At 67.2% G+C, this 14,043-nt stretch carries 10 protein-coding genes; 5 read left to right on the top strand and 5 right to left on the bottom strand.

Translation table 11 applies throughout. From position 1 onward, the window contains the following. The first annotated feature begins 85 nt into the window (after window positions 1-85). Window positions 86-1,162, top strand: coding sequence for an asparaginase (locus tag AB0876_RS02695; RefSeq protein WP_526041129.1), 1,077 nt, complete (start codon window positions 86-88; stop codon window positions 1,160-1,162). A 1-nt stretch (window position 1,163) separates the two neighbouring features. Here the strand turns inward: AB0876_RS02695 and AB0876_RS02690 are convergent, their stop codons facing one another. Continuing rightward, window positions 1,164-2,789: an AMP-binding protein gene (locus AB0876_RS02690; RefSeq protein ID WP_526041128.1), complete on the bottom strand. Its 1,626-nt coding sequence runs from the start codon at window positions 2,787-2,789 to the stop codon at window positions 1,164-1,166. Next, window positions 2,786-4,483: an AMP-binding protein gene (locus AB0876_RS02685; protein ID WP_526041127.1), complete on the bottom strand. Its 1,698-nt coding sequence runs from the start codon at window positions 4,481-4,483 to the stop codon at window positions 2,786-2,788. Before AB0876_RS02685 ends, AB0876_RS02690 begins: the two co-directional genes overlap by 4 nt. 59 nt (window positions 4,484-4,542) lie before the next feature. Here AB0876_RS02685 and AB0876_RS02680 point away from each other — a divergent pair, with 59 nt between their 5' ends. The 4 genes from AB0876_RS02680 (at window position 4,543) to AB0876_RS02665 (ending at window position 8,340) form a co-directional block, all read left to right on the top strand. Further along, window positions 4,543-5,382: a helix-turn-helix transcriptional regulator gene (locus AB0876_RS02680; protein WP_526041126.1), complete on the top strand. Its 840-nt coding sequence runs from the start codon at window positions 4,543-4,545 to the stop codon at window positions 5,380-5,382. A gap of 98 nt (window positions 5,383-5,480) precedes the next feature. Beyond that, window positions 5,481-6,599, top strand: a complete 1,119-nt coding sequence (locus AB0876_RS02675) for an epoxide hydrolase family protein (protein ID WP_491837457.1) — start codon at window positions 5,481-5,483, stop codon at window positions 6,597-6,599. 17 nt (window positions 6,600-6,616) lie between these two features. Beyond that, the gene (locus tag AB0876_RS02670) at window positions 6,617-7,924 is read left to right on the top strand and encodes a DUF1254 domain-containing protein (RefSeq protein WP_526041125.1); all 1,308 of its coding nucleotides are present in this window, start codon (window positions 6,617-6,619) and stop codon (window positions 7,922-7,924) included. An 8-nt stretch (window positions 7,925-7,932) separates the two neighbouring features. Continuing rightward, complete coding sequence (locus AB0876_RS02665) at window positions 7,933-8,340, top strand: FixH family protein (protein ID WP_491837455.1); 408 nt, start codon at window positions 7,933-7,935, stop codon at window positions 8,338-8,340. Window positions 8,341-8,350: 10 nt separating this feature from the next. Here the strand turns inward: AB0876_RS02665 and AB0876_RS02660 are convergent, their stop codons facing one another. Genes AB0876_RS02660 through AB0876_RS02650 form a run of 3 tightly spaced genes read right to left on the bottom strand, consistent with a single transcriptional unit; the run spans window position 8,351 to window position 14,007 of the window. Continuing rightward, the gene (locus AB0876_RS02660; RefSeq protein WP_526041124.1) at window positions 8,351-10,195 is read right to left on the bottom strand and encodes an ABC transporter ATP-binding protein; all 1,845 of its coding nucleotides are present in this window, start codon (window positions 10,193-10,195) and stop codon (window positions 8,351-8,353) included. Then, a complete protein-coding gene (locus AB0876_RS02655) occupies window positions 10,192-12,090 on the bottom strand; it encodes an ABC transporter ATP-binding protein (RefSeq protein WP_526041123.1) in 1,899 nt (632 codons plus the stop codon). The genes AB0876_RS02660 and AB0876_RS02655 overlap by 4 nt, the downstream gene beginning before the upstream one ends. 36 nt (window positions 12,091-12,126) lie before the next feature. Further along, window positions 12,127-14,007, bottom strand: coding sequence for an ABC transporter ATP-binding protein (locus tag AB0876_RS02650; protein WP_526041122.1), 1,881 nt, complete (start codon window positions 14,005-14,007; stop codon window positions 12,127-12,129). Between the last annotated feature and the right edge of the window lie 36 nt (window positions 14,008-14,043).

Genomic DNA, 14,043 nt, shown 5'->3' with positions numbered 1-14,043 from the left:
AGCAATTGCAGTCCACCGCTGCCGAAACCCGGGTGAGCTGCCAAAACACCGGTGCGTATCTGCCTGCCGCCGTAGCGTCTGCCTCATGACGAACTTCGCAGCCCGCCCCGCCCGGTCGCGACTGGCGATCGGCACGCTTTTTCTCGCCATCGCGCTGACGGCATGTTCGACGAACACCAACTCGACCGAAGCGACGACAAACCCGGACAGCGCCAAGGGCGAATCGGCACCGGGGCGCGTCGTGGTGATCACCACCGGCGGGACCATCGCGACGAGCACCGATGCCAACGGCGTGCGCCGCCCGACGGTCAGTGGCTCCGACCTGGCGGCGGGCCTGAACGTCGAGGTCATGGATGTGATGAAGAAGGACAGTTCACAGCTCACCCCGGCTGACTGGGACGTGATCGGGGCGGCGGCCAAGAAGGCGGTGGCCGACGGGGCGTCCGGCGTGGTCATCACCCACGGCACCGACACGATGGAAGACACCGCGATGTGGCTGGACGTCACCTACAACGGGCCGGCGCCGATAGTGCTGACCGGGGCGCAGCGCAGCTCCGACGCCCCGGACGCCGACGGCCCGACAAACCTGCGGGACGCGCTGACTGTCGCCTCCAGTCCCGCCGCCCGCGATCAGGGCGTGATGATCATGTTCGCCGGGGACGTCTTCCAGGCCCTGGGGACCCACAAGGTGAACACCCAGGATCTCCACGCGTTCGGCGGCACCCCACCGATCGGGTCCGTCGCCGACAACGCCTTCACCCTGGACCACCCCGCGCAGCGGCCGTTCCTCGGTGAGGTGCCTGCGGTCAGTGCACCGCGCGTCAACGTCGTCGCGGCCTATCCCGGCGACGGACCCGGCCCCATCGATGCCGCGGTGGCCACGGGAGCGCGCGGAATCATCGTGGAGGCACTGGGATCCGGCAACGCGGGCGACGGCGTGGTCGACGCCGTACGCCGCCACGCGCCGGCCGGGGTGTCCTTCGGAATCTCCAGCCGTGTCCCGACCGGGGACGTCATCGCCGAATACGGTCCCGGCGACGACATGGTGAAGGCCGGCGCGGTCATGGTCCCCCATCTTCGGCCGAGCCAGGCGCGGGTGCTGATCATGGCGGCACTGGCGACCGGGAAGCCGGTGGCCGAGGTGATCAAGCGCTGGGGCTGAGTTATCCCGGTTGTCCGGGGTCGAGCCCCAGCAGCTTGACGCTCTCGTCGCGCATGTCGACCTTGCGGATCTTGCCGGTGACCGTCATCGGGAACTCTTCCACCACATGCACATAACGCGGGATCTTGTAGTGCGCCAGCTTGCCCGACGCGAATGCCCGCACCGCCTCGGCATCCAACGGCGCGCGGCCCGGCTTCATCCGGATCCACGCGCAGATCTCTTCCCCGTACTTCGCGTCCGGGACCCCGATCACCTGCGCATCGTCGATGTCGGGGTGGGTGTAGAGGAACTCCTCGATCTCCCGCGGGTACACGTTCTCCCCGCCGCGGATCACCATGTCCTTGATCCGGCCGACCACCGTGCAGTAGCCGTCCGCACGCATCACCGCCAGATCCCCGGTGTGCATCCACCCGTCGGAATCAATGGCTTCGGCGGTCTTGGCCTCCTCATTCCAGTAACCCAGCATCACCGAATACCCACGGGTGCAGAACTCCCCGGACTGCCCGCGCTCGACGGTCTCACCGGAATCGGGGTCCACGATCTTGACCTCGAGGTGCGGATGGGCCCGCCCGATGGTCGCGGTGCGACGCTCCAGATCGTCGTCGACCAGGGTCTGACACGACACCGGCGAGGTCTCGGTCATGCCGTAACAGATGGCCACCTCGGCCATGTGCATGTCGGCCACCACCCGCTTCATCACCTCGACCGGGCACACCGAACCGGCCATGATGCCGGTGCGCAGCGAGGACAGGTCGAAGCCGGCGAAGTCGGGATGGCCGAGCATCGCGATGAACATCGTCGGCACCCCGTACAGCGCGGTGCACCGCTCGGATTCGACTGTGGCCAGCGTGATCCCGGGATCGAATCCCGGTGCCGGGATCACGATCGCCGCACCATGGGTCAGCGCCCCGAGATTGCCCATCACCATGCCGAAGCAGTGATAGAACGGCACCGGGATGCACACCCGGTCACCGGCGCCGAAGTTGATCAACCCGCCGACGAAGAACCCGTTGTTGAGGATGTTGCGATGGCTCAGCGTCGCGCCCTTAGGGAAACCCGTTGTCCCCGAGGTGTATTGGATGTTGATTGGATCCGTGTTGGACAGCTCGGCCATCCGGGCACGCAGCTGCCCCTCGCCGACCTGCTCGGTATGCAGCTGGTCCCAATCCAGAGTGCCCAGAAAGATGATGTCCTTGAGCGACGGACAGTCGGCCTGTACCTCGGCCACCATCGTCACATAGTCCGAGGACTTGAACGCGGTGGCCGACACCAGGGTCCGAATGCCGGATTGCTTGAGTACGTAGGCCAGTTCGTGGGTGCGGTAGGCCGGGTTGATGTTGACCAGGATCGCCCCGATCTTTGCCGTCGCGAGCTGTAGCATCACCCACTCGGCGCAGTTGGGCGCCCAGATCCCGACGCGATCGCTTTTGGCCACCCCCAGCGCCATCAGCCCCCGGGCCACCGCGTCGACCTCGGCGTCGAGTTCCGCATAGGTCCAGCGCCGTCCGGTGGACACCTCGACCAGCGCGTCGGCATCCGGCCCGGCCGCCACCATGCGCTCGAAGTTCGCCCCGATGGTCTCTTCGAGCACGGGCACATCGGTAGGGCCGGCGTCGTAAGATTTCATCCCAGTAAATCCTCGTATCGGTATTCGGTGGAAATCGATTGGCCCGCTTCGTGAGCCGCATCTTCCCGCTTGCGCAACTCGACGCGGCGGATCTTGCCCGAAACAGTCTTGGGCAGGTCGAGGAACTCGACCCGGCGCACCTTGAGATACGGCGCAAGGTGATCCCGGGCATAAGCCATCACATCTTTTGCGGTCTGCGCGTTGGCTTCCCAACCCTCGGCCAGCGCGACATAGGCCTTGGGCACCGCCAACCGGGTGTTGTCCGGTTGCGGCACCACCGCGGCCTCGACCACGGCCGGATGCTCGATCAGCACGCTTTCCAGCTCGAATGGCGACACCTTGTAGTCGCTGGACTTGAACACGTCGTCGGTGCGGCCGATGTAGGTGATGTAGCCGTCAGCGTCTCGGCCGGCGACGTCGCCGGTGTGGTAGTAGCCGCCGGCCATCACGGCCTCATTGCGTTGCGAGTCACCGAGATAACCCGTCATCAGGTTGCGCGGATGCTGTGCCAGGTCCAGACAGATCTCCCCCTCCTCGGCAGGCGTCCCGGTGATCGGGTCCACCAGCACCACCGGAACGCCGGGCATCGGGCGGCCCATCGAGCCGGGTTTCACCGGCTGCCCCGGGGTGTTGCCGACCTGCAGAGTGGTCTCGGTCTGGCCGAACCCGTCGCGGATCGTCAACCCCCAGGCCTTCTCGACCTGGGTGATCACGTCCGGGTTCAACGGCTCACCGGCGCCGAGGATCTCGCGCAGCCCCTCGGGACGCTCGCCCAGATCAGCCTGGATCAACATGCGCCACACCGTCGGCGGGGCACAGAACGTGTTGACCCCGGCCCGGCGCAACTGGTCCAGCAGCGCCGCCGCATCGAAGCGGGCGTAGTTGTAGACGAAGATCGTCGCCTCGGCGATCCACGGAGCGAAGAAACAACTCCAGGCGTGCTTGGCCCAGCCCGGCGAGCTGATCGCCAGGTGCACATCGCCGGGCCTGACCCCGATCCAGGCCATCGTGGTCAGATGCCCGACCGGGTAGGAGACCTGGGAATGCTCGACCAGCTTCGGCTTGCTCGTGGTGCCGGAGGTGAAGTAGATGAGCATCGGGTCGTCGACCGTGGTGCAGGCGTCGAAGCGGCGCGGTGGCGCGTCGTACGCGTCGGCGTAGCGGTGCCAGCCGGGCACCGGGGCACCCACCGCGATCCGCACATAGTCACCGGGTACCTCGGCGAACTTGGCGGTGTCGGCGGGATTGGCGATGACGAACCGGGCGCCGCCGCGGGAGATGCGGTCGGCCAGATCCGCCGGGCCCAGCGCCCCGGTGGTCGGCATGATGACCGCGCCCAGCTTGGCGATCGCCAGCATGGACTCCCACAACTCGACCTGATTGCCGAGCATCAACAGGACCCGGTCACCCTTGCCCACCCCGAGCCCGTGCAGCCAGCCCGCGACCCTGTCGGACCGCTGCGCCATCTCGGCAAACGTGACCTGCTGCTCGGAGCCGTCTTCCTCGACGATCCACAGCGCCGTGCGGTCGTTGTCCCTGGCGATGACGTCGAACCAGTCGATCGCCCAGTTGAAAGTGCCGGTGATCTGCGGCCAGGCGAATTCCTCGACGGCCCGGCCGTAGTCCCCGAGGGTGGCAACCAGCTGGTCACGGGCATCGCGGTAGCGACTGGTGTTGCTCGCAGCGACATTCATGACAGTTATGCTCTACGTCACACTCACCCCACCGCTACCCCTGAAAGTGGGTACCTGCAATGCGCTCCTCGCTGCTGCGTCCTCGTGACGCCGACGCGGTGCGCGCCGAGCTGCGCCGAATGGCCGCCGACACCGGTCTCCCGCTGGCCTTCGGCGGGCAGGTACACGAGGACACCCTGCTGCTCAGCGAGTTCTTCGGCACCCGCACCGGGGCGATGCGCGGGCTTGCGGTGCTGCCCCGCGCCGGACTGGGCGGGGCGAGTGTGGTGTCGCGTCGTCCCATCTCGGTGCCCGACTACCGACGCGCCTCGAGCATCACCCACGACTACGACGAGCCGGTGTTGTCCGAGGGCATCCGCTCGATCCTGGCGGTGCCCGTGGTCGTCGACAGCCAGACGCGGGCCGTGCTCTACGGCGCGCACCGCACCAGCGCCCCGATCGGCGGCCGCACCGCCGCCGCGATGGTGGCCTCGGCGCAGCGATTGAGCGAGGAACTACGGGTGCGCGACGAGGTGGACCGGCGGATGCGGATGCGCGAGGCGGCCCTGACCACCTTCGCCGACCGGCCGGCCGACACCGAGCAGATCCGCGAGGTGCACGCCGACCTGCGCCGGCTCGCCGCCGACACCCCTGACCTGGCCGGGCCGTTGCGCGAGCTCGCCGACCGGCTGGCAGTGGCACTGCGCGGCGACCCGCCTACCAGTGCTCCCCTGACGGTCCGCGAGATCGACGTGCTGGCCCAGGTCGCGCTGGGCTGCACCAATGCCGAAGCTGCCCAGCGGCTTTCCCTCAAGCCGGAAACGGTGAAGAGTTATCTGCGCAGCGCGGCGGCCAAACTCGGGGCGCGTAACCGCCACGAGGCGGTGTCCAAGGCGCGTCGCCTACGGCAGATCCCCTGACGAAACAGTTGCGCTGAAGATTGCGGTCACCAGGTAGCCGCGATCTTCAGCGCAAAACTCAGCACAGTGCGCCGCCTCGCGCTGAGAGGATGGCCTACATGACCCCGAGCGACCCGTTGATCAAGCCGTTCCGCATCGCCATTCCCGACGCCGACCTCGACGACCTCAAACAGAGACTGAACCGGACCCGCTGGCCCGAGGCCGAGCCTGTCGAAGACTGGACCCAGGGGATTCCGCTGGAGTACACGAAGGAACTGGCGGCCTACTGGGCCAACGAGTACGACTGGCGCGCCCGCGAGGCCGCACTGAACCGGTTCGACCACTTCACCACCGAGATCGACGGACTGGACATCCATTTCATCCACCAGCGATCTGGACGCGAGGACGCGTTCCCGCTGCTGATCACCCACGGCTGGCCGGGATCCATCGTGGAATTCCACAAGGTGATCGAGCCGCTGACCGAGGCCGGATTCGACGTGGTGTGCCCATCGCTGCCCGGCTACGGCTTCTCCGGCAAGCCGACTACGGCGGGCTGGGGCATCGAGAAGACCGCGCAGGCCTGGGACACCCTGATGACGCGGTTGGGTTACGCCCGCTACGGCGCCCAGGGCGGTGACTGGGGTGCGGCGGTGACGACGCAGATCGGCCGCAACGTCGGCTCGTGCGTGGGCATTCACGTCAACATGCCGATCGCCCAGCCGCCCGCCGAGGGCATCGGCGAGATGACCGAGGACCTGCAGAAGGCGCTGGCCCGCATCGACTATTACCGCAAATGGGATTCGGGCTACATGAAGCAGCAGTCCACCCGGCCGCAGACGCTCGGATACGGCCTGGTCGATTCCCCGGTTGGCCAGCTGGCCTGGATCGTGGAGAAGTTCTGGTCCTGGATGGACTGCAACGGGAACCCCGAGAGCGTGGTGTCCAAAGACGAGATGCTCGACAACGTGATGCTCTACTGGGTGACCGCGTCGGCAGCGTCGTCGGCACGGCTGTACTGGGAGAGCCACAACACGTGGGGCGGAGGCGAATACGTCAGCCTGCCGACCGGGATCGCGTCGTTCCCCATGGAGATCCTGCGCGCTCCGCGTAGCTGGTGCGAGACGGGATACAACGTCACGCACTTCACCACGATGCCTCGCGGCGGACACTTCGCGGCGTTCGAGCAGCCGGAGCTGTTCGTCGAGGATGTGAAGACCTTCTTCGACACGGTGCGCTGAGGTACTAGCGTCAGGGCATGGACCCGTTGGTACATGCCCGTGCCGTGCAAGCCGTCATCTGGGGTATGCCCGCCGTCAACTTCGAACTGTTGCGTCAGGCGGCGGTCGGAGTCGGCGCGGGCGACAACCAGGTGGTGTTCTGGTCGAAACTGCTGGACTGGAAGAACCAGACGCTCACGCCCAACCCCGACACCCTGTACTTCTTCCCGTTCTACAACACGCAGGGCGGCCCGGTGATACTGGAAATCCCACCCGCAGAGGGGGGTTCGATCACCGGATCGGTGGACAACGGCTGGCAGGAGGCGCTCGAAGACGTCGGACCCGCCGGGGTCGACAAGGGACAGGGCGGCAAGTACCTGATCCTGCCGCCCGGATTCGACGGCGAGATCCCCGACGGCTACATCGTGCTGCAGTCGGCGACCTACACGGGGTTCGGGGCGCTGCGCGCGAACATCGCGTCCAGCGCCGACGCCGACGTCGCCGCGGCTGCCGAATACGGCAAGCGCATCAAGTGCTACCCGCTGGCGCAGCCCGAACCGACCGCCTTCTTCGACGCATCGGGTGGGCTGTACGACAGCACGATTCCCTACGGGGTCCGCTTCTTCGAGCTGCTCGATCAGTTCGTGCAACGGGAGCCGTGGCTGCAGCGGGACCGGGTGATGATCTCGGTCCTCGCCTCGATCGGTATCGAGCAAGGCAAGCTCTTCGAACCGAACGCCGAGTTGAAGTCGGTGCTTGAAGCCGCGGCCGCCGAAGCGCACGACTGGCTCGACGCCAACTATCCGAAGTTCTTCACCCCGGCGTACTTCGAGGGGACCCACTGGGCTGTGCCCGCCTCACCCGAGGTGGTGCAGGGCATGCAGACCGGTTTCGCCGACCCGACCAGCTATCCCGTCGACGATCGCGGTCTGCTGTACTCGTTCATCTACTTCAGCGCCAAACACCTTGGCCAGGGCCAGTTCTACGTGATGACCATTGCCGACGCCGATGGCGAGGCCTTCGACGGCGCAGCCACCTACCGGCTGCGGGTGCCCGCCGATCCGCCGGTCTCGCTCTACTGGTCGGCGACGGTGTACGACCGCGCTACCCACGCGCTGATCCGCGACCTGCCGTACGGGAGCCGCTCCTCGCACCGACCCGACCTCGGCGTCAACCCGGACGGTTCCGTCGACGTGTATTTCGGCCCGGTCGCCCCAGAAGGCCGGGAAACAAACTGGATCCCTACAACCCCGGACGGCCAGTTCGAGGTGTTGTTCCGGTTCTACGGTCCGAAACCCGCGTTGTTCGACAAGACCTGGGCGCTTCCCGACATCGAGAAGCTGTAGCCGCTCCCGTGAACCGCCTGCGCTGGCTGGGGATCGCTGTGATCGTCGTCGCGGTGGGCGCCGGCATGCTGTGGCTGTTGTGGCCGCAACCACGGCCACCCATCGTCGCCGAAGCCACCGCAGGCCCGTACCTGGTGCGCTTGAAAGACGATCCGCCGAAAGTCGGGGTCGGCCCGCTGACCATCGAAATCCTCGGCAGCGCAGGCGAAACCCCGACCCCGGATTCAGTGCGGTTCGAACCACGCATGCCGCAGATCGGCCTGAGCGCGCCGGCCGTCGAGGCCACGCCCATAGGTAGAGACGATTACCGCGGCGTCATCGACCTGTCCACGCCCGGACGGTGGGACATCACGGTCCGCATCGGCGCAGGCGCACAGAGCTACGACGCCGTCCTGCGGGTCACCGCCACGCGATAGGCCAGGCGGCTCAGGCCAGGGAATCCACCCAGGCGCGGTGCAGCGCCGCATACGCCCCGTCGGCCCGGCCGATCAGATCCGCCGGTGCACCGTCCTCGATGATGCGACCATGCTCGAGTACCAGGACCCGATCGGCGATCTGCACCGTGGAGAGCCGGTGCGCGATCACCAGCGCGGTGCGGTCGGCCAGTACGGTTTCCAACGCGCGCTGCACCATTCGCTCGCTCGGGATGTCGAGTGAGGACGTCGCCTCGTCCAGGATCAGCACCGCCGGGTCGGCCAGAAACGCCCGGGCGAAGGCCACCAGCTGACGCTGCCCGGCCGAGAGCCGGCCACCACGCTTGGCGACATCGGTGTCATACCCGTCGGGCAGGGCGTCGATGAAGCGGTCCGCACCGACCGCCGCGGCCGCCTCCCGAACCTGCGCGTCGGTGGCCTCGGGCCGCCCGAACCGGATGTTGTCGGCGACCGTCCCGGAGAACATGAAGTTCTCCTGGGTGACCATCACGACATGGCGACGCAGGTCCGACTGGGCCAGCTCACGCAGGTCTACACCGTCGAGCGTCACCGACCCGGCCGTCGGGTCGTAGAACCGGGCGATCAACTTGGCGATGGTGGTCTTACCCGCGCCGGTGGTCCCCACCAGCGCCACGGTCTGCCCGGCAGGCACCGCGAGCTCAAGCCCGGGCAACACCGGCCGGCCGGACGCGTACTCGAACTGCACATCGTGAAAACCGATGTCGCCCTTGGGCTCCGGCAGGTCCACAGGCCGCGCCGGATCCGCGATGGCCGGCTGCTGCGCCAGCACCCCGGCCAGCTTCTCCAACGCCGAGGACGCCGACTGGAAGGTATTGAAGAACTGCGAGATCTCCTGCATCGGCTCGAAGAACATCCGCAGGTACAGGAGGAACGCGGTCAGCGTGCCGATGGTCATCTCACCGTGCAGCACCCGGTAGCCGCCGTAGAGCAGCACCACACCGGTGGTCAGGTTGCCGACGAGCTTGACCCCGGGCATGAAGACGGCCAGCAGCTTGAAGGTCTTCTCGTTGATGGCCCGGTACTCGTCGGCGACGTCGTCGAAGATCTCCTGGTTGCGCGGCTCGCGCCGATAGGCCTGCACGGCCTTGATACCCGTCATGGTCTCGACGAACTGCACGATCACCAGCGCCGCGCTCTCACGCACCAGCCGATAGGTCTTGCCCGACTCGTTGCGGAACCACCACACCAGGGCGACCAGGATCGGGAACGCCGCCAGGCACATCAGGCCAAGGCGCCAATCGAGGGCCACCAGCAGGACCGCGGTGCCGAACAGTGTCAGCACCGCGGTGATCAGGCTGTCGAAGCCCGTTTCCAGCATGTCCTGGATGGCCTCGACGTCGTTGGTGGACCGGCTGACCACCCGGCCCGAGGTGTAGCGATCGTGGAACGCCACATCGAGCCTGCCGAAATGACGAAACACCCGGCGGCGCAACTCCAGCAGCACCCGCTGGCCGATCCGGCCGGAGCGCCGCAGGAAGAACATCCGGCTGACCGCCTGCACGATCACCACCACGCACAGAGTGCCGACGATGAGCATCAGCTCGCGGGCCGGGCCGCCCTCAAGGATCGGCGGGATGCCGCGGTCGATGCCGCGCTGCACCAGGATCGGAACCGAAAGCCGGGCAGCGTTTTCCACGATGACCACCAGGGCCAGCACTGCGACCGTCCAACGGTAGGGCCGCAGCAGTGACAGGAGGAGCTCACGGGCCTCACGGCGCCGGGGCACGCTTTCGTCGATCGGGAGGTTGGACGTGCCGGAGCTGCCGGCTTGATCATCGTCATCGGTGACCTGTCCGCGCCACTCGGTGGTCGTCATCGGCGCTGCACCTCCGCACCGAAACGTGGAGGCTCGCCCACTTCGTCGATGGCCGTGCGTTCATCGTGCCCGCGCTGCAACCGGCCCAACTCCTCCTCGTCCTCCCAGTCGCAGCTGCGCTCACATGCGTCGTCGAGCTGGTCATCGGCAGCCAGCAGGTAACGGTATTGCGGTACCTGCGCGAGCAATTGGGCGTGGGTGCCGATGTGGGTGATGGTGCCCTCCTGCAGCAGCGCCACCTTGTCGGCCAGCAGCACGGTCGATGCGCGGTGCGCGACGATGATGCCCGTCACCCCGCGCAGGACCCGGCCCAGCGCCTCGGTGACCACGGCCTCGGTGTGCACGTCCAGGGCCGACAATGTGTCGTCGAGCACCAGGATCTTGGGTGCGGCCAGGATGGCGCGGGCCAGCGAAAGACGTTGGCGCTGACCACCCGACAGGCTCATACCCTGCTCGCCGATCCGGGTGTCCAGGCCGAACGGCAGGTCGTAGACGAACTGCGCCGCCGCGATCTCGATGGCCTGCTCCATCTGCTCGTCGGTGGCATCTGCGCGGCCGAGCCGTAAGTTCTCGGCCACCGACATCGAGAACAGCGTCGGATCCTCGAAGGCCGTGGCCACCGTCTGCCGCAGCGCCTGCAGGCTCAGCTCGCGGATATCGCGGCCGTCGATCAGGATCTGACCTTCGGTCACGTCATAGAGCCGCGAGAACAACGCGGCCAGTACCGATTTGCCCGAGCCGGTCGCGCCGACGAGCGCCAATGTCTGCCCCGGCTCGACCACGGCATCGACATGGCGTAAGGCCCACTCGTCTTCGCTGTCAGGGAATCTGAACCCGACGTCACGCAGCTCCAGCCGGCCACCCCGCGGCGGCTGCGACACCGGGCCGTCGGCGATGTCCACCGGGGCATCGAAGATCTCGGCGATCCGGTTGGCCGCGGTGAACGACTCCTGCGTCATCGACAACAGAAAGCCGAGCGAGGCGATGGGCCACACCAACGACAGCATCATCGTGATGAACGCGACCAGGGTGCCCATGGTGACGTGGCCGTGGCCCGCTGCGTACGCACCGAAACCCAGCACCACGATCAGGGTGAGGTTGGGGATGACCTCCAGCAGTGTCCAGAACTTCGCCGACACCGTCACCCTCGCGAACTGGGTGTCGTACAACTGCGTGGCCTGCTCGTCGAACCGGTCGAACACATAATCCTCACGGCCGAACGCCTTGACCACCCGCAGCCCGAGCGCGGCCTCCTCGACATGGGTCGCCACGTGGCCGGTCTGGTCCTGCGCCAGCCGCGACAACCGGGTGTACTCCCGCTCGAAATGCAGCACGGTCAGCGTGATCGGCACGATGGACACCAACACCACCACACCGAGCGGCCAGTACATGGCCAGCAGGATCGACGTGACCACCACGATCTGCAGGGCGTTGAGGATCAGGAACACCAGCCCGAAGGACAGGAACCGGCGGATCGTGGACAGGTCGTTCATCACCCGCGACAGCAGCTGCCCCGACTGCCAGCGGCCGTGGAAACTCATCGGCAGGATCTGCAGCCGGGCGTAGAGATCCTTGCGGATGTCGGCCTCGACGCCCATGGTCGCGCGGGCGACCATCCAGCGTCGGATGAACCACAGCACCGCCTCGGAGATGCCGACCGCGACAGCGGCCGAACCGAGCACCCACAACCCGTGCTGATCCTGGTGACGGACCGGACCGTCGATCACGGCCTTGGTCATCAGCGGAATCGCCACGGTGGCAGCCAGGCTGACCATCGCGGTCACGACCATCACGATCCAGCGGGCCCGGTACGGCAGCAGGTAAGGCAACAGCCGCCACAGATCTGAACTGGTCCGGATCCGCTTCGGAGATGGGGCGATCGCGGGTTGGCTCACTGAATCAATCTTCCCATCACGGGCAAACGAATAACCTCACGCCGCGGGAACCTCCTCGGAGAACTGCGTGTCGTACAGCTCGGCGTACCGGCCGGCGCGGGCCAGCAGATCGCGGTGGGTGCCGCGTTCGACGATGCGCCCGTCCTCGATGACCAGGATGAGATCGGCGGCCCGGACCGTGGACAACCGGTGGGCGATGACGATGGACGTCCGCCCATCCAGCGCCTCGGCCAGTGCCTGCTGCACGGCGGCCTCCGAGGCCGAGTCCAGCGACGCCGTCGCCTCATCGAGCACCACCACCCGGGATCGTCCCAACAGCAGCCGCGCGATGGTCAACCGCTGCCGCTGCCCTCCGGACAGACGGTATCCGCGCTCACCGACAACCGTGTCCAGGCCGTCGGGCATCGCCGCGACCACGTCGTCGAGCCGGGCCCGGCTCAGCGCCTCCCAGATTTCGTCCTCGCCGGCGGACGGCGCGGCCAGCAGCAGGTTCGACCGGATCGACTCGTGGAACAGGTGCCCGTCCTGGGTCACCATGCCCACGGTGTCCTTGAGCGACGCAAACGTTACGTCGCGCACGTCGGTGCCGTTCAGCGTGATGGATCCGGAGTCGACGTCGTAGAGCCGGGCAAGCAGTGACGCGATGGTCGACTTGCCCGCGCCAGACGAACCGACCAGCGCCACCATCTGCCCGGGCTGCGCCGCGAACGAGATGCCGTGCAGCACCTCGTCCCCACCACGGTCGTCCAGGGCAGCCACCTCCTCCAGGGAGGCCAGCGACACCTTGTCGGCCGACGGATAAGAGAACCGGACGTCGTGGAATTCGATATCAACAGGTCCGGCCGGCACTCCAACAGCATCGGGTTTCTCGGCGATCAACGGCACCAGGTCGAGCACCTCGAAGACCCGCTCGAACGACACCAGCGCACTGGCGATCTCGACCCGCGCATTGGCCAGCGCGGTCAGCGGCGCATACAGCCGGGTCAGCAGCAGCGCCAGCGACACGACCGCACCGGCCTGCAGCTGCCCGCCGATCGCCAGCACCCCGCCCAGCCCGTAGACCAGGGCGAGCGCCAGCGCCGACATCAGGGTCAGCGAGTTCATGAACGTCGACTGCAGCATCGCCGTGCGGACCCCGATGTCACGCACCCGGTCGGCGCGCACCGCGAACTCGTCGGACTCACGTTCGGGGCTGCCGAACAGCTTGACCAGGGTGGCGCCCGGGGCGGAGAACCGCTCGGTCATCTGGGTGTTCATCGTGGCGTTGTGGGTGGCCGCCTCACGGGACAGCCCGGCCATCCGGGTGCCGATCCGACGGGCGGGCAGCACGAACAACGGCAGCAGGGCCAACGACAACAGCGTGATCTGCCACGAGATGCTGAGCATCACCACCAGCGTCAGCGTCAGGGTGACCAGGTTCGCGACGATGCCCGAGAGCGTGTCGGAGAACGCGCGCTGCGCCCCGATCACGTCGTTGCCCAACCGGCTCACCAGGGCTCCGGTGCGGGTGCGGGTGAAGAACGCCACCGGCATCCGCTGCACATGGTCGAACACCGCGGTACGCAGATCCAGGATCAGACCCTCGCCGATGTTCGACGACAACCACCTGGTCAACAGGGCCACCGCGGCCTCGGCGACGGCGATCGCCGCGATCGTGCCGGCCAGCAGCACGACCGTGGACGCCGGTCCGCCCTGCGTGATCACGTCCACCACGCGGCCGGCCAACACCGGCGTCGTCACCGTCAGCAGCGCACTGACCACGCTGATCGCGACGAACCAGCCCAGCCTGCGGTGGTGGCGCGCAGCGAACCGCCAGATCCGGGACAACAACCTCCGGTCGGCCAGTGCGCGCAGGTCACCGTCGCGGGCATGCGTCTGCCGATACAGCGCCTGTCTGGCCACTGTTTCCATACTCATGGGCATCACCGTAAAACCTGAACAATTGTTGAGGTC

Source organism: Mycobacterium sp. NPDC049093 (genome assembly GCF_040704635.1).
GTDB lineage: Bacteria > Actinomycetota > Actinomycetes > Mycobacteriales > Mycobacteriaceae > Mycobacterium.
Note: the sequence above shows the minus strand (reverse complement) of the source record. Positions and strands in the feature narration are given on the sequence as shown.